The sequence below is a fragment of the Maricaulis sp. genome, assembly GCF_017642925.1.
Classification (GTDB): domain Bacteria; phylum Pseudomonadota; class Alphaproteobacteria; order Caulobacterales; family Maricaulaceae; genus Maricaulis.
The window spans coordinates 21,103-36,833 of the sequence record NZ_JAEPOL010000010.1; the positions used below are offsets into that span (position 1 = coordinate 21,103).

Genomic DNA, 15,731 nt, shown 5'->3' on the forward strand with positions numbered 1-15,731 from the left:
AAGCGGGCCGCAGCAAAGCTGCGGGTCGAAGGGGGCTCTTCTGCAGCCGAAGGCGGAGGAAGGGCGGTCGCGCCGGGTTCCACCATTCCGCCGTGCTTCGCGCGGCGGCCCCTCCGCCCCTTCGGAGCACCTCCCCCGCCCGGGGCGGTGGAGGAAAGTCGCTTCACGGAACCATCTGTTCCGGATCGGAAACAATCTCCGAAGTGGCCCCTGTGGGTGGCAATCCCATGTCGCACTCGCCCGGGGGCTGTGGATATTAACTTAATGTTCCGCGTCTGTTCTTGTTTTCCTGTGATCTGAATACTTCAGATGGCGTGTTAATCCATGAAAAACGAACCTTTCGTCATTGTTTCCCATGCTGTCCCATGTTATCCCATCATTAACCATGCAGGGTTCGTCCGCATGGGCGCAGGGGGTCAAGCGCGTGTTTCTGTCGACGACGATCAATGGTGTGGACGCAAAGGGACGGGTTTCCGTGCCGGCGGGTTTCCGTGCCGTCGTCAAGAACGACCCCGAGGAGAAGATCTACGTGTGGCCCTCGTTCGAAGGCGGGTATCTGGAAGGCGGCGGGCAGGCCCTGCTCGACCGCTATCTGAACCTGCTCGAGGAGATGGACCCGTATGACGACGCCCGTGCCGCCTTCGAGCAGACGATCTTCGGCGACACGCGCGGTCTGGCTTTTGACGGTACCGGCCGTGTCACCCTGCCGAAGGATCTGATCGAGCATGCCGGCCTGGACAGCAAGGCGGCCTTCGTCGGTCTCGGCTCGCGCTTCGAGATCTGGAATCCGGACCGTCTGGCCGAGCGCAAGGCCAATGCCCGCGACTTCGCGCGCGAGAACAAGAAGTCGCTGCGCCTGCCGCCCCGTACGGGAGGGGGGGCATGACCGGCTCGCCGCACATCCCCGTCATGCTGGACGAGGTCCTGCACGCGCTCGAGCCGCGTGACGGTGCGCTCTATATCGATGGCACATTCGGCGCCGGCGGCTATTCGCGGGCCATCCTGTCGGCGGCCGACTGCCGCCTGATCGGCATCGACCGCGATCCGTCTGTCCGCCCCGCCGCCGAGCATCTCAAGCAGGCGGCCGGTGGCCGTTTTGCCTTTGTCGAGGCGCCGTTCTCGGCGATGGAAGAGGTGGTGCGCACCAGCGGCGGCTCGCATGTCGACGGCATCGTGCTGGATATCGGCGTGTCGTCCATGCAGATCGACCAGGCCGAGCGCGGCTTCTCCTTCCAGAAGGCCGGTCCGCTGGACATGCGCATGGCCGGTTCCGGCCCCACGGCAGCCGATGCGGTCAACCTGCTGAGCGAGCAGGAGTTGGCAGACATATTTTATGTTTACGGCGAAGAGCGCCGCTCGCGCCGTGTCGCCAAGTTCATTCTGACCGCCCGCGAAGAGGCGCCGATCGAGACGACGGACCGGCTGGCCGAAATCGTCTCGCGCGCAACTGGCGGAAAACATTCGAAAATCCATCCTGCGACGCGCGTCTTCCAGGCGCTGCGCATTTTCGTCAATGACGAGCTGGGTGAACTGGCCCGCGCGCTGGAGGCGTCCGAGCGCCTGCTGGCGCCGCTCGGGCGGCTTGTCGTGGTTACCTTCCATTCACTGGAGGACCGCATGGTTAAGTCCTTCCTGCGGGCCCGTGCCGGGCTGGCAGGAGGGGGCGGTTCGCGTCATGCGCCAGTCGCCGAAGCAGGCCCCGAGCCGAGTTTCCGTCTCCTGTATCGCAAGGCCGTCGAGGCCGGCGCGGCGGAGGCTGGTGCCAATCCGCGGGCCCGTTCGGCCAAGCTGCGCGCCGCCATTCGTACCGATGCACCGGCCGTCACCGACGGTTCGGAACTGTATCGGAGTGTCGTTCCGCTTGCCCGTCTGGAGGCCGCGCTATGATCCGCACGTTCAATGCGATCGCGTTCGTCGTCGCCGCGGCGCTGGCAGTGGCACTCTATATCGCGAAAGCCGAGGCGAAGAGCTCGCAGGAGCGGCTGGAAGGCATCCAGGCGCAACTGGCCGAGGAGCGCCGGCAGATCAATGTGCTCAATGTCGAGATTGCCCACCTGGAAGATCCCGAGCGCCTGCGCGCGCTGGCGCGCCGCTATCTCGGTTTCGAGCCGCTGGATCCCTCGCGCGAGGTCAATCTGAGCGATCTTCCCCTGCTGGCAGGCGCCGACGAGCGCCGCGACACGCTGCGCTCCGACAGCCACATCGTGCGCGAGGAGCGTATCGAGGGGCTGGCAATGGCCGAGCCGCGAGAAGTGGGAGGCCCGGACTGATGCGCCTCTGGCCGTTCCGCAGGCAGGTTTCCGCCAAGTCGCGCAGTGTTGCACTGCCGCCGCTGGCCGAGGCTGCGCCGGCGGACATGTCGCGCCTTCTGCGCATCGAAAGCGACGAGACCAAGGCCCTGGATGCGGCGCGTTCGCGCCTGCGTATCATCGGCATGAGCCTGGGTGTCGGTTTCCTGCTGCTGGCAGGCCGGGCCGTCGATATTGCCGTGATGGGCCCCGCCGATGCAGCGCCGGTGATCCGCCAGGCTGCGCATGCGGAGACGCGTGGCGATCTGTTCGACCGGACCGGTCAGGTGCTGGCGACCACGCTGCAAACCCACTCGCTCTACGCCGACCCAAGCCTGGTGTGGGATGCGCGCGAGACTGCCGAGGCACTGGCGACCGTTTTGCCCGATATCGATGTCGACGCGCTGACCGAGGAACTTGGCGGCCGCGGCCGTTTTGTCTGGGTGCAGCGCAATCTCACCCCGCGCCAGCGCCAGGCCGTTTTCTCGCTGGGCCTGCCCGGGCTGGGCTTCCGCATGGAGCCGCGCCGGGTCTATCCGCGCGGCCGGCTCGCTTCGCACATTGTGGGCTATACCGACCGTGACATGGCCGGTCTGGCCGGGGCCGAGCGCGCTTTCGACAGCGCACTCCTGTCCGGCGACGGGCGCCCGGTGGCGCTGTCGATCGACATGTCCGTCCAGTTCCATGTCGACGAAGTGCTGCGCTCGACCATGGCCGAGTTCGAGGCCGAAGCCGCTGTCGGCGTGGTGATGAATGTGCGCACCGGCGAGATCCTCTCCATGGTCTCGCTGCCGGACTATGATCCCAACCGTCCGACCGATGCGGATGCCGGCGGCCGCCTCAATCGCGCCGCACAGTCGGTCTACGAGATGGGCTCGACCTTCAAGGCATTCACGGTGGCGATGGCGCTGGAAAACGGAACGGCGACACTGGAAAGCGGCTATGACGCGTCCAATCCGCTGCGCATTGGCGGTCACACCATCCACGACTACCACGCCGAGAACCGCCAGCTGACCCTGACAGAGATCTTCACCCACTCCTCGAATATCGGTTCCAGCCTGATTGCGCTGGAAGCGGGCGCCGAGGCCCAGCGCGGCTTCCTGGGCGATCTGCGCCTTCTCGAGCGCGCGCCGATCGAGCTGGCCGAGAGCGCCGATCCGCTGCTGCCGCGCCAATGGGGGCCGACCGAGACGGCGACCATCTCCTACGGGCACGGTCTGGCCGTCAGCCCGATCGCGACGATTGCGGCTTTTGCGGCCATTGCCAATGACGGCGTCTATGTGCCGCCGACGCTTCTGCCGGTTGCGGCCGACGAGACGATTGTCGGCGAGCGGGTGATGTCCTCGGAGGCTGCGCGCACGGTGATCGATCTGATGCGCGAGAATGTGACCGATGGCTCGGGCGGCTATGCCGAGGCGATCGGCTATCGCGTGGCGGGCAAGACCGGCACGGCGGAAAAACCCTCGCGCGGCGGCTATGACCGCAACCGGCTGATCTCCTCCTTCTCGGCGGTCTTCCCGTCCGACGATCCGCAATATGCAGTTCTGGTGCTGCTGGACGAACCGCACGGCAATGAATCGACCTATGGCTATGCCACGGGTGGATGGACGGCCGCGCCCGCGGTCGGCGACATTGTCTCCCGTATTGCCCCCATTCTCGGTGTGGAGCGTGCGGAAACCGATCACGGTGAACGCGCGGCCCTGATCCGCGCCGCCCTCATGCCGGAGATCATCCCGTGAAACTGTCAGAGCTGATGCCCGAAGACGAGTTCGCGCCGGAAGACGGCGCCGTCGAGGTGCGCGGCCTGACCCTGGACAGCCGGAAGGTTGAGCCGGGCTTCCTGTTTGCCGCCCTGCCGGGCGTGAAGGCGCATGGGCGGGACTTCATCCCCCAGGCGGTCGCCCAGGGCGCGGCGGTGATCCTGACCGATATCGCGGTCGAGGGGCTGGACATTCCGGTCCTTGTCACCGACGAGCCGGCCGCCGTGCTGGCGGAACTGGCGGCGCGTTTCTATCCGCGCCAGCCGGAGCATGTGGTGGCCGTGACCGGGACAAACGGCAAGAGCTCGACCGTGGAATTCCTTCGCCAGGTCTGGTCGGCCGCTGGGCGCGATGCCGCCTGTCTGGGCACGCTGGGCGTGACCCGGGGCACAGCGCGTGAAGTGACCGGCTATACCACGCCGGATGCAGTGGCCCTGCATCGTGCCCTCGATGCGCTCGCAAGCGACGGGGTCACGCATCTGGCGATGGAAGCCTCCAGCCACGGGCTCAAGCAGCACCGTATGGACGGGGTCACGGTGAGCGTCGGCGCCTTCACGAATCTGACCCAGGATCACCTGGACTATCATCCCGATTTCGCCGATTACTTCGCATCCAAAGAATTGCTCTTCTCAGAGCGCGTCGCCGAAGGTGGCCGGGCCGTCGTCAATGTTGACAGCGAGTGGGGCCGCCGCATGGCCGAGACAGCGCAGCGGCGCGGTCTGGATACGGTCACGATCGGCTGGCGCGGCGAGGACCTGTCGATCCGCGAGATCACGCCGCGCCCGGCGAGCCAGGATGTCAGCTTTGCCTGGAAGGGTGCCGAGCACAGTCTGGAAATCCCGCTGGTCGGCGAGTTCCAGATCCTCAACGCCCTGTGTGCCGCAGCCATCGCCTTGGGCGACGGGGTCGAGACCGAAACCGTTCTGGCCACGCTGCGGCAGCTGGAAGGCGTGCCCGGCCGGCTGGAGAAAGTTGGCGAGACGCGGGAGGCCGCGCCGGTCCTGGTGGACTATGCCCACACGCCGGACGGTCTGGACAAGCTGTTGCGCGCGGCCCGGCCGCACACGCAGGGGCGGGTCATCGTCGTCTTCGGATGCGGCGGCGATCGCGATCCGTCCAAGCGCCAGAAAATGGGGGCGATTGCGGCCAGCCAGGCCGACCACATCATCGTCACCGACGACAATCCGCGGTCGGAAGATCCCGCGGCGATCCGTGCGGCAGTCCTCAAGGGCTGTCCGGAGGCCGAGGAAATCGCCGACCGCAGCGCCGCGATCCGCCGCGGCGTTTCCCTGCTGGGCGAGGGCGACTGCCTGCTGATCGCCGGCAAGGGACATGAGACGGGGCAGATCGTGAATGGGACCACGCTGCCTTTCGACGACCGCGAGGAGGCCCGCAAAGCTCTGGGGGAAAGGGAGGCCGCGCATGTCTGAACCGCTCTGGACAGCCCGACAGGCCATGGCCGCGACCGGCGGCATGCTGATCGGCGATACCGGCTGGACCTGTTCCGGCATCTCGATCGACAGCCGCACGATCCAGCCCGGCGATCTCTTCGTCGCTCTCAAGGACGAGCGCGACGGGCACGACTATGCCGCCGCGGCCCTGAAGGCCGGTGCCGCGGCCTGTCTGATCTCCCGCAGCGATCTGGCCCTCGAACCGGCGCTGCAGGTGAAGGACACGCTGGCCGCGCTGCGCAGTCTGGGCGAGGCCGCCCGCGACCGTTGCGACGCGATCCGGGTCGCGGTGACGGGCAGTGTCGGCAAGACCACCGTCAAGGACGCGCTGGCCGCCGTGTTCCGCGCCGCCGGTCCGGCGCACTGGAGCGTGAAGTCGTACAATAATCACTGGGGCGTCCCGCTGACGCTGGCGCGCATGCCGCGCGACACGCAGCGTGCTGTCTTCGAGATGGGCATGAACCATGCCGGCGAGATCCGCGACCTGTCCTCCATGGTCCGGCCGCATGTGGCGATGATCACCCGTATCGCGCCGGCCCACCTGGAACATCTGGGCTCGATCGAGGCGATCGCCGATGCCAAGTCGGAGATCTATGAGGGCCTGGAAACGGACGGCGTCGCGATCTATCCCGCCGACGATCCCCAGGCCGAACGTCTGGCGCGCCATGCCCGCCATTCCGGCGCGGCCTTCATGCTGGATTTCGGCACGGCGAAGGACGCCGCGATCCGTATCGAGTCGTTTGAAACGGGGCTCGACGGATCGCGCGGCATCGCCAATGTACTGGGCATGCGCGTGCCTTTCTCGGTCAAGGCGTCGGGCATGCACTGGGCCTGGAATATCGCCGCCATCTTCGCCGCTTCGGCCGGGGCCGGTCTCGATGCCGGTGATGTTGCCGAAGCGCTGGCGGGGCTTGAAGCCGGTGCGGGGCGTGGCCGCGTGCTGACCCTGGCGCATCCCGCCGGCGGCAGCTTCACCCTGCTCGACGACGCCTATAACGCCAATCCGGTTTCCATGGCCGCCGCGATCTCGGCGCTCGGTGCCGCACGTCCCGGTGAGGGCGGGCGTCGCATCGCCGTTCTGGGCGACATGCTGGAGCTGGGACCGGACGAGGGCGCCATGCACGCCGCACTCGCCGAACCGCTCGAGGCGGCCGGTGTCGACGAGGTCTATACGTGTGGCAGCCGGATGCGCAGCCTCCACGACGCCTTGCCCGCGACCCGCCGCGCAGGCTATGCGGCAAATGCGGACGAGGGGCTTGACCTGATCAGGGCAGCAATCCGGCCGGGGGATGTTGTGCTCGTCAAAGGGTCGAATGCCTCCGGTCTCCACAGGATTGCCGCATATCTGGCCGACGGTTCCGCGCTCGGATTGACGGAGGCCTGATCCGCCCATGCTGTATTTGTTGCTGTCGCCGCTGGCTGAAGACCTCCAGCTGGCCAATCTGTTCCGCTACATCACCTTCCGCACCGGCGGCGCACTGATGACGGCCATGCTGATCGCCTTCCTGCTCGGCAAGCCGATGATTGCCTGGCTGCGCAAGAAGCAGGGCAAGGGCCAGCCGATCCGCGCCGAGGGGATCGAGCGTCACGTGGTCGAGAAGACCGGCACGCCGACCATGGGCGGCTTTCTGATCCTGCTAGGTGTCATGGTCGGCACGCTCCTGTGGGCGGACCTGTCGAATGCCTATGTCTGGATCGTCGTCTTCGTCACGGCCGGTTTCGGTGTGATCGGTTTCATCGACGACTATCTCAAGGTCACCAAGCAATCGACGGCGGGCTTCTCCGGCCGGCTGAAGCTGGCGACGGAATTCATCATCGCGCTGGTCGCCGTCGTCTGGGCGACGGTGACGGCGCGGGGCCTGGGCATGGAAACCGGGATGTCGACCTCGATCGCCTTTCCCTTCTTCAAGGACCTGGTGATCAATATCGGTCCGCTCTTCTATGCGTTCGGCTGTATCGTCATTGTCGGCGCCGGCAATGCGGTGAACATGACCGACGGCCTGGACGGGCTGGCCATCGTGCCCGTGATGATTGCCGCGGCGACTTTCGGCGCCATTGCCTATGTCGTCGGCCGGGTCGACTTTGCCGAATACCTGCAGGTCCACTACACAGCGGGCACCGGCGAGCTGCTGGTTTTCTGCGGCGCGCTGATCGGCGCGGGACTGGGCTTTTTGTGGTGGAATGCACCGCCGGCCATGGTCTTCATGGGCGATACCGGCTCGCTGTCGCTGGGCGGCGCGCTGGGCGCCATCGCGGTCGCCGTGAAGCACGAGATCGTGCTGGCAATCGTCGGCGGGCTGTTCGTGCTCGAGATCGTCTCGGTGATGGTGCAGGTCGCCAGCTTCAAGCTGACCGGCAAGCGTGTTTTCAAGATGGCGCCGATCCACCACCATTTCGAACGGCATGGCTGGGCCGAGCCCACCATTGTCATCCGCTTCTGGATCATTGCCGTTGTGCTCGCATTGATTGGACTTGCAACCCTGAAGCTGAGATAACAGCCCTTCATGATCCCGATCCATGCATATGAAGGCCGCCGTGTCGCTGTGTTCGGATTGGGGCGCACAGGCATAGCCACGGCCAAGGCCCTCGCCGCAGGCGGCGCAGACGTATCCTGCTGGGATGACAGCGAGGCTGCGCGCGATCGTGCCCTGGCCGCCGGCCTGCAGCCGGACGATCTCAACCGGCGCGACTGGGGCGATATCGCCGCGCTGGTCCTGTCGCCGGGCATTCCGCTGACCCACCCCAAGCCGCACCGCATGGTCGAGCTGGCCAACAGTGTCGGCGCGCCGGTGATCGGCGATATCGAGCTGTTCGCCCTGGCGCTTCGCGATGTGCCGGAAAAGCGCCGGCCGAAAGTGATCGGTATTACCGGCACCAACGGCAAGTCGACCACGACCGCACTGATCGGCCACATCCTGCGTGAAACCGGCCGCAAGACTGTCGTCGGCGGCAATATCGGCGACGCCATCCTGGCGCAGGATCCGCCCAGCCCGGGCCTGCACTACGTGCTGGAACTGTCCTCCTACCAGATCGATCTGACGCATTCGCTCGCCTGTGACGTCGCGGTGCTGCTTAACATCACGCCGGATCACATCGACCGGCACGGCGATTTCGACGGCTATTTCCGTGCCAAGCAGCGCCTGTTCGAAATGCAGGCACCGTCGGGCCAGGCCGTGATCGGCATCGACGACAACGACACCGCCGCCTTCTTCTCCCGGCTGCGGCAGTCCCGGCGTGAGGAACAGGTCGTTCCGATCTCGTCCGGCCGCGTGTTTGCGCGGGGCGTCTATGCGCTGGGCGACCGGGTCTATGACGCGCTGGATACAGCCTCGCATCCGGCGGTCGATCTGAAACGGGCACCGGCCCTGCCGGGGCGCCACAATGCCCAGAATGTCGCCGCAGCGCTCGCCGCCGTGCGGCTGATGGGTGTGTCGGCCCGCGCCGCGGCCGAGGCGATCTATACATTCCCCGGCCTGCCGCACCGCCAGGAAAGCGTCGCGACCCTTGGTGGCATCCGCTTCGTCAATGACAGCAAGGCCACCAATGCCGAAGCCGCCATCCAGGCGCTCACCTGCTATGACAGCATCCGCTGGATTGTCGGCGGGCGGGCCAAGGAAGGCGGGCTGAAAGCGGCCATGGGCGCCGCCGGACGGATCGCCCGGGCCTATCTGATCGGCGAGGCCGAGGACCGGTTCGCTGGCGAACTGGACGGCCGGATCCCGTTCACACGCTGCGGCACGCTGGAAGCCGCTGTGGCGGCTGCCGCACGCGATGCCTGGGCAGAGGGACGCCCGGGCGAGGTGGTGCTGCTGTCGCCGGCCGCGGCCTCCTTTGACCAGTTCACCTCCTATGAGGCGCGCGGCGATGCCTTCCGCTCGATCGTCTCCGGCCTCACCGTGCCGGACGATGCTGCGGAGCATGTCTCGTGATCCAGGACGTTTCCCGGGGATTGGGGACCTGGTGGCGCGGGGTCGACCGGACGCTGCTGGTCGTGGTCATCGCGCTTATCGTGATCGGCCTGATCCTGTCCATGGCTGCCAGCCCTGCCATCGCCGGGCGGATCGGCATCGACGACCCTTTCCACTTCTTCTACCGCCAGAGCGTGTTCGCGGTGGCCGGCCTTGTCGGCATGCTGGGCGTATCGGCGCTCAATCCCAAGGGCGCGCGGCGGCTGGCCGTGATTGCGCTGGGCTGCTCGCTTCTGTTGATGGTGGCGACGCTCTTCATCGGCAATGAGGTGAAGGGCGCGACCCGCTGGATACGCGTCGGCCCGCTTTCCCTGCAGGCCTCCGAGTTTCTCAAGCCGGCGCTGATCGTCACGGCCGCCTGGCTGTTTGCCGAGGAAAAGCGTGGCGCGCCGATCCCGGGCCGGGCGATCGCCTTCGGCATCTATATCGTGTCCATCGGGCTTCTGATGGCGCAGCCGGATTTCGGCCAGACCGTGCTTTTGACCCTGTGTTTCGGCGGCGTCTTCTTTGCCTCCGGCCTGTCCTGGCTGTGGGTGTCGGTGCTGGGCGGGCTGGCGGCGACCGGCTCGACGCTGGCCTATTTCACCTTCCCGCACGTCGCCAGCCGGGTCGACCGCTTCATGAATCCGGAGAGCGGCGACACCTACCAGATCGACCAGGCCATCGAGGCGATCTCGCGCGGCGGGATCGCCGGCGCCGGGCCGGGCGAGGGGGAGGTGAAGAACTTCCTGCCCGACGCCCATGCCGACTTCATCTTCGCCGTCGCTGCCGAGGAATTCGGCCTGATGGCCTCGCTCGCCATCATCGGCCTGTTCGCGATCCTGGTGGCGCGCGCCTGGACCCAGGCGATGCGGCTGCAGGACAATTTCGCCCAGCTGGCGGTCGCCGGGCTGGCGCTGCAATTTGCACTGCAGGCGCTCGTCAACATCGGCGTGAACTTGAACCTCATCCCGCCCAAGGGCATGACTTTGCCCTTCGTATCCTACGGAGGGTCCTCCATGCTTGCGCTCGCCTTCGGGGCCGGCCTCCTTCTGGCTTTCACCCGCCGCCGTCCCGGCGCCTATTCGCTGCGGCATTCGGCATGACGCCGCGCCGTTGCCTGATTGCCGCCGGCGGGACCGGCGGTCACATCTTTCCGGCGCGCGCTGCGGCCGATGCGCTGATCGCGCGCGGCTGGCAGGTGCGGCTCGTCACGGATACGCGCGGCCTGCGCCATGCGGCGGATTTTCCGGCTGTCGCGGTCGACGAGATCCATGCCGCCAGCCCGTCGACGAAAAACCCGGTCAAGCTGGCCAAGGCGGCGCTGGAGCTGACCCAGGGCCTGGCCCAGACGCGCGGCATCGTACAGCGCTGGAAGCCGGACGTGGTCGCCGGCTTTGGCGGCTATCCTGCCTTTCCCGCGCTTGGCGTGGCACAATCGATGCGCATCCCCTTTGCCATTCACGAGCAGAATGCGGTGCTGGGCCGGGTCAATCGCATGTTTGCGGCCCGCGCCGGCTTTGTCGCGTCCGGCTTCGAGCGCCTGGACAGGCTGCCGGAGAAGGCGCGCAAGCGTCACATCCTCACCGGCAATCCGCTGCGCACCCCCATCGTCGAGGCGCGGGCGGCCGGCTATCCGGCGCTGACGGCTGACGGGCGGATCAACCTGCTCGTGCTCGGCGGCTCGCTGGGCGCGCGCATCCTGTCGGAAACCGTGCCGGCGGCGGTGGCAAAACTCCCGGAAAAGCTGCGATCTCGCCTTGATGTCGTCCAACAGACCCGTGAGGAATCCCTCCCCATGGCCCGCGAGACCTATGCCCAAGCCGGCGTCAACGCCATTTGCGAACCCTTCTTCGAGGATGTCGGCGCGCTTTATGCGGCCAGCCATCTCGTGATCGGCCGCTCCGGCGCGTCCACCGTGTCCGAAGTGGCCGGTGTGGGACGCCCGGCGATCTTCTGCCCGCTTGCCATCGCAACAGACGACCACCAGGCCGCCAATGCCGACGGTCTGGTCCAGGCCGTCGCCGCCGACATGCTGCGCGAAGCCGACTTCACGGCCGATCGCGTCGCCAAACTGCTTGAAACCCGCCTTACCAACCCCGAAGACTTGGCCGAACGGGCCGCCGCAGCCCGCACGCTGGGCCGGCCCGACGCCGCGGAAACGCTGGCGAAATCGATCGACGGCCTGGTGCGAGGAGCCCTCGTATGAAATTTGCCGCCCTGCCTTTCCCTGTCGGCCCTGTCCATTTCGTCGGTATCGGCGGCATCGGCATGAGCGGCATTGCCGAGGTCATGCTGAATCTCGGCTATCAGGTGCAGGGATCGGACATCCGCGCCAATCCGAATGTCGAGCGTCTGGAAGGCCTGGGCGCGCGGGTTGCGATCGGTCATGCGGGCGAGAATGTCGAAGGGGCAGGCGCCATCGTCGTCTCCTCTGCAATCAAGCCGGACAATCCCGAACTCGTCGCGGCACGGGCCAAGAAAATCCCCGTCGTGCGCCGGGCTGAAATGCTGGCCGAACTCATGCGGTTGAAATTCGCCGTCGCCGTCGGCGGCACGCACGGCAAGACGACAACCACATCGCTGGTCTCGGTGCTGATGGATGCGGCGGGCGTCGATCCGACCGTGATCAATGGCGGCATCATCTCGGCCTATGGCTCGAACGCCAAGATGGGCCTGGGCGACTGGATGGCGGTCGAGGCCGATGAAAGCGACGGCTCCTTCCTGAAACTGCGGTCGACGGTGGCCATCGTCACCAATATCGATCCGGAGCACATGGAGCACTACGGCAGTTTCGATGCGCTGCGGCAGGCCTTCTTCCGCTTTGTCGAGAACCTGCCCTTCTACGGTTTTGCCGTGCTGTGCACCGATCATCCCGAAGTGCAGTCGCTGGCCAGCCGGATCGAGGACCGCCGCGTCATCACCTACGGCAAGAACCCGCAGGCCGATGTGCGTCTGGAAAACCTGCGTATGGAGCCGTCCGGTTCGACTTTCGACGTCACCTTCCGCCTGCGCGACCAGGCGCCGGAGACCTGGCGCGATATCGTTTTGCCGATGATGGGTGAGCACAATGTGCTCAATGCTGTCGCGGCCCTGGCAACGGCGCGTGAGCTCGGTCTTACCGAAGACGCCGCCAAGGGCGCTCTGAAGGGCTTCGGCGGGGTGAAGCGGCGCTTTACGCAGACCGGCAGCTGGAAAGGCGCGACCATTATCGACGATTACGGCCACCACCCGGTCGAGATCGCTGCCGTGTTGCGCGCTGCGCGCCAGGCCGCGACCGGCAAGGTGGTCGCCGTGATGCAGCCGCACCGCTATTCCCGCCTGCACGACCTGTTCGAGGATTTCTCGACCTGTTTCAACGATGCCGACAGCGTGCTGGTGGCCCCGGTCTATACCGCCGGCGAGGACCCGATCGAGGGGGCCGACCGCGACCATCTCGTCGCCAGCCTGACCGCGCACGGCCATCGCGACGCCCTGGCCATCACCCGCGACAGCGTTGCTGCCGAAGTCGCCAAACGGGCCGGGAAGGGCGATGTCGTCGTCTGCCTCGGCGCCGGCGACATCACGCAATGGGCCTACGCGCTTCCGGGTGAGCTGGAGGCGTTGGGCTAGTGGAGCAAGCCGGTGAAACCGCGGTCCTTCCCCTTGATGGGGAAGGTGGGCCGAAGCGGAGCTTCGGGCCGGAAGGGGTGAAGCCCGGTGCCGGCGTTTTCACACACCTCGCCCCCACCCCATCCACCCCGCCTTCGGCGCGGTCCCCCTTCCCCGTCGAGGGGAAGGATGGAGGCCTGTTGTGACGAACCTTCTCGCCCAGCTCCCGCCCGTTCGCGGCAAATATATCGAACAGGCGCCGCTCAGGGATATCACCTGGCTGCGCGTCGGCGGTCCGGCGGATGTGCTCTACCTGCCGGCCGACGAGGCCGATCTGGCGCGCTTCCTGGCCGAGACACCGGACGAGATCCCGGTTCATGTCCTGGGTGCCGGATCGAATACGCTGGTGCGCGATGGCGGTGTGCCGGGCGTGGTGATCCGGCTCGGTCCGCCCTTCGCGAAGACCGAGGCCCTGGACGGCAATCGTCTGCGGGCCGGCGCCGGTGCGCTGGACCGCATGGTCGCCAAGGCCGCTGCCAAGGCAGGCCTGGCGGGTATGGAGTATCTGATCGGTGTGCCCGGTACGATCGGCGGCGCGTTGCGCATGAATGCCGGCTGCTATGACCAGGAAACCGCCGATGTGATCGTCGAGGCCGTGGCGCTCGACCGGTCCGGGCGGCGCATCGTCGCCTCACCGGACGAGCTGGCCTATTCCTATCGTCATTGCGAGGCGCCGGAGGACTGGATCTTCACCGAAGCCGTCTTCCAGGGCACGCCGGACGAGCCCGCCGCGATCGAGGCGCGCATGGGCGAGATCACCGCCCGCCGCGAACAGACCCAGCCGATCCGGGAAAAGACATCGGGCTCGACCTTCGCCAATCCCGACCCGCCCGGCACGCCGGACCAGCGCAAGTCCTGGCAGCTGATCGACAGTGTCGGCGGCCGCGGCTTCTCGGTCGGGGGCGCACGGTTTTCCGAACAGCACTGCAATTTCCTGATCAATGACGGTTCCGCCTCGGCGGCCGATCTGGAAGAGGTAGGCGAGACGATCCGGGCCCGCATCCGCGAGACGCACGGGATCGACCTGCGCTGGGAAGTGCGGCGCATCGGCAAGAGCCAGGAGGAGCAATCCAGATGACCCAGGATTTCATCACGGCCATCGAGCCGATCCGCAACCAGTATGTGAACGGTTACGCGACCTGGCTGGCCGACAAGGCCAAGGCCTATCCCCAGGGTGCCGGCGAATACCTGTTCGAAATCCAGGCGCAGACCAATTTCGCGCGCAAGCTTTGCCGCGTCGATTTCGTTTCGGCCCCGGGCGACAACGCGCCGCCGCATGAATACAGCCTCAAATCCATGCTCGGCTTCGCGCCGATGTCCGACCGGATCGACGGTGTCGCGGTCCAGCTCAATCCATTCCGCTGGGACAGCGCGGTGGTCGAGGTCCCCGGCGCGATCTGGGATCGCGACAAGGTGATCGAGTGGTTCAATCGCTGGTTCGGCTTCAACGGCAAGACGCCCTGGGTCACCGTGCGCGACAAGCCGAGCGGCGTGCTGCACATCTGTGCCTGGGTCGAGCCGGGCATGCTGCGGATCGATTTCGGGTCTGCGCCGGCTGAAGCCCTGGCGGAACTCATCCCGATCGCCCGTGACAGCGGCGCGCAGGTGATGTCCATCCGCGATGCCAGCCAGATGGCTGCCCGGCCCGATGCCGGCCATGTGATAGGCTAGATCATGACGAAACGTATCGCCGTCCTGCTGGGCGGTCTGTCTCCGGAGCGCGATGTGTCCCTGGTCTCCGGCGCGGCCTGTGCGAAGGGGCTGCGCGAGAAGGGCTATGACGTCGTCGAGATCGATGCAGGCCGCGACCTCTATCGTCAGCTGGAGGAGGCGGCGCCGGACATTGTTTTCAACGCGCTGCACGGCGAGTGGGGCGAGGACGGGCTGGTGCAGGGCGTGCTCGAGCATTTCGGCAAGCCCTATACGCACTCCGGCGTCCTGGCCTCGGCGCTGGCCATGGACAAGCAGAAAGCCAAGGACGTGCTGCGCGCGGCCGGCATTCCCTGTCCGGAAGGTTTCATCGCCAACCGCTTCGAGGCGGCCAAATCGCATGCCATGAAGCCGCCCTATGTCGCCAAGCCGAATGCGCAGGGCTCGTCGGTGGGCGTGCATATCGTGCTGGAAGGTGCCAACCGGCCGCCGGCCGAGCTGGGCTCGACTGCCTGGGCGCTGGGCGAAGAGGTTCTGATCGAGCGCTATATCCCCGGCCGCGAGCTGACCGTCGCCGTGATGGAAGACCGCGCGCTGTGCGTCACCGAAATCGTGCCGAAGACGACTTTCTACGATTATGACGCCAAGTATGCTGCGGGCGGGTCCGATCATATTTTACCCGCGCCGGTGCCGGAAGAAATCGCAGAGCGGGCCTGTGAACTGGCGCTGAAAGCCCACAAGGCCTTGGGATGCCGCGGTCTGACGCGGTCGGATTTCCGTTACGATTCCACGTCCGAAGAACCGCTATGGTTACTCGAAATTAACACCCAGCCGGGCATGACTCCGACATCTCTTGCGCCCGAACAGGCGCAGTATTGCGGGATCGCCTTCAGCGATCTCGTGCAATGGATGGCGGAGAATGCGTCGTGTCGAAGGTGAGGCGCGGCGGGTCGCGTAAGACGACCCGGCGCACGTCCCAACCCC

General features: G+C 66.5%; 14 protein-coding genes. All 14 read left to right on the forward strand.

The features are described from left to right. Positions 1-424: 424 nt before the first annotated feature. On the forward strand, positions 425-886 hold the full coding sequence (locus JJ918_RS09485; RefSeq protein ID WP_271184967.1) for a division/cell wall cluster transcriptional repressor MraZ: 462 nt from the start codon (positions 425-427) through the stop codon (positions 884-886). After that, on the forward strand, positions 883-1,887 hold the full coding sequence (rsmH, locus tag JJ918_RS09490; RefSeq protein WP_291886341.1) for a 16S rRNA (cytosine(1402)-N(4))-methyltransferase RsmH: 1,005 nt from the start codon (positions 883-885) through the stop codon (positions 1,885-1,887). The genes JJ918_RS09485 and rsmH overlap by 4 nt, the downstream gene beginning before the upstream one ends. Then, positions 1,884-2,270, forward strand: coding sequence for a hypothetical protein (locus JJ918_RS09495; protein WP_291886344.1), 387 nt, complete (start codon positions 1,884-1,886; stop codon positions 2,268-2,270). Before rsmH ends, JJ918_RS09495 begins: the two co-directional genes overlap by 4 nt. Further along, positions 2,270-4,027 (forward strand): penicillin-binding protein 2, encoded by a 1,758-nt coding sequence (locus tag JJ918_RS09500; protein ID WP_291886347.1) that lies wholly within the window; start codon positions 2,270-2,272, stop codon positions 4,025-4,027. The genes JJ918_RS09495 and JJ918_RS09500 overlap by 1 nt, the downstream gene beginning before the upstream one ends. Then, positions 4,024-5,478: a UDP-N-acetylmuramoyl-L-alanyl-D-glutamate--2,6-diaminopimelate ligase gene (locus JJ918_RS09505; protein WP_291886350.1), complete on the forward strand. Its 1,455-nt coding sequence runs from the start codon at positions 4,024-4,026 to the stop codon at positions 5,476-5,478. The genes JJ918_RS09500 and JJ918_RS09505 overlap by 4 nt, the downstream gene beginning before the upstream one ends. After that, positions 5,471-6,883: a UDP-N-acetylmuramoyl-tripeptide--D-alanyl-D-alanine ligase gene (gene murF, locus JJ918_RS09510; protein WP_291886352.1), complete on the forward strand. Its 1,413-nt coding sequence runs from the start codon at positions 5,471-5,473 to the stop codon at positions 6,881-6,883. Before JJ918_RS09505 ends, murF begins: the two co-directional genes overlap by 8 nt. A gap of 7 nt (positions 6,884-6,890) precedes the next feature. Further along, positions 6,891-7,994 (forward strand): phospho-N-acetylmuramoyl-pentapeptide-transferase, encoded by a 1,104-nt coding sequence (gene mraY, locus JJ918_RS09515; RefSeq protein WP_291886354.1) that lies wholly within the window; start codon positions 6,891-6,893, stop codon positions 7,992-7,994. Positions 7,995-8,003: 9 nt separating this feature from the next. Beyond that, positions 8,004-9,428 (forward strand): UDP-N-acetylmuramoyl-L-alanine--D-glutamate ligase, encoded by a 1,425-nt coding sequence (gene murD / locus JJ918_RS09520; protein ID WP_291886357.1) that lies wholly within the window; start codon positions 8,004-8,006, stop codon positions 9,426-9,428. Then, positions 9,425-10,552, forward strand: a complete 1,128-nt coding sequence (gene ftsW / locus JJ918_RS09525) for a putative lipid II flippase FtsW (RefSeq protein ID WP_291886359.1) — start codon at positions 9,425-9,427, stop codon at positions 10,550-10,552. Before murD ends, ftsW begins: the two co-directional genes overlap by 4 nt. Next, positions 10,549-11,655: an undecaprenyldiphospho-muramoylpentapeptide beta-N-acetylglucosaminyltransferase gene (gene murG / locus JJ918_RS09530; RefSeq protein ID WP_291886362.1), complete on the forward strand. Its 1,107-nt coding sequence runs from the start codon at positions 10,549-10,551 to the stop codon at positions 11,653-11,655. The genes ftsW and murG overlap by 4 nt, the downstream gene beginning before the upstream one ends. Then, entirely contained in the window at positions 11,652-13,058 is a 1,407-nt protein-coding gene (gene murC, locus JJ918_RS09535) for a UDP-N-acetylmuramate--L-alanine ligase (protein ID WP_291886364.1), read from the forward strand. Before murG ends, murC begins: the two co-directional genes overlap by 4 nt. Before the next feature lie 181 nt (positions 13,059-13,239). Then, positions 13,240-14,175, forward strand: a complete 936-nt coding sequence (gene murB, locus JJ918_RS09540) for a UDP-N-acetylmuramate dehydrogenase (RefSeq protein ID WP_291886366.1) — start codon at positions 13,240-13,242, stop codon at positions 14,173-14,175. After that, on the forward strand, positions 14,172-14,768 hold the full coding sequence (locus tag JJ918_RS09545; protein WP_291886368.1) for a hypothetical protein: 597 nt from the start codon (positions 14,172-14,174) through the stop codon (positions 14,766-14,768). The genes murB and JJ918_RS09545 overlap by 4 nt, the downstream gene beginning before the upstream one ends. Before the next feature lie 3 nt (positions 14,769-14,771). Beyond that, positions 14,772-15,686 carry a D-alanine--D-alanine ligase gene (locus JJ918_RS09550; RefSeq protein ID WP_291886370.1) on the forward strand — a complete coding sequence of 305 codons (915 nt, stop codon included), beginning with the start codon at positions 14,772-14,774 and terminating at the stop codon, positions 15,684-15,686. Positions 15,687-15,731 lie beyond the last annotated feature (45 nt).

Coding starts and splice junctions, on each gene's coding strand:
- JJ918_RS09545 (WP_291886368.1), top strand. CDS start 14,172: ATGACCCAGGATTTCATCACGGCCATCGAGCCGATCCGCAACCAGTAT.
- murG (WP_291886362.1), top strand. CDS start 10,549: ATGACGCCGCGCCGTTGCCTGATTGCCGCCGGCGGGACCGGCGGTCAC.
- JJ918_RS09500 (WP_291886347.1), top strand. CDS start 2,270: ATGCGCCTCTGGCCGTTCCGCAGGCAGGTTTCCGCCAAGTCGCGCAGT.
- murC (WP_291886364.1), top strand. CDS start 11,652: ATGAAATTTGCCGCCCTGCCTTTCCCTGTCGGCCCTGTCCATTTCGTC.
- mraY (WP_291886354.1), top strand. CDS start 6,891: ATGCTGTATTTGTTGCTGTCGCCGCTGGCTGAAGACCTCCAGCTGGCC.
- murF (WP_291886352.1), top strand. CDS start 5,471: ATGTCTGAACCGCTCTGGACAGCCCGACAGGCCATGGCCGCGACCGGC.
- rsmH (WP_291886341.1), top strand. CDS start 883: ATGACCGGCTCGCCGCACATCCCCGTCATGCTGGACGAGGTCCTGCAC.
- murD (WP_291886357.1), top strand. CDS start 8,004: ATGATCCCGATCCATGCATATGAAGGCCGCCGTGTCGCTGTGTTCGGA.
- JJ918_RS09550 (WP_291886370.1), top strand. CDS start 14,772: ATGACGAAACGTATCGCCGTCCTGCTGGGCGGTCTGTCTCCGGAGCGC.
- JJ918_RS09495 (WP_291886344.1), top strand. CDS start 1,884: ATGATCCGCACGTTCAATGCGATCGCGTTCGTCGTCGCCGCGGCGCTG.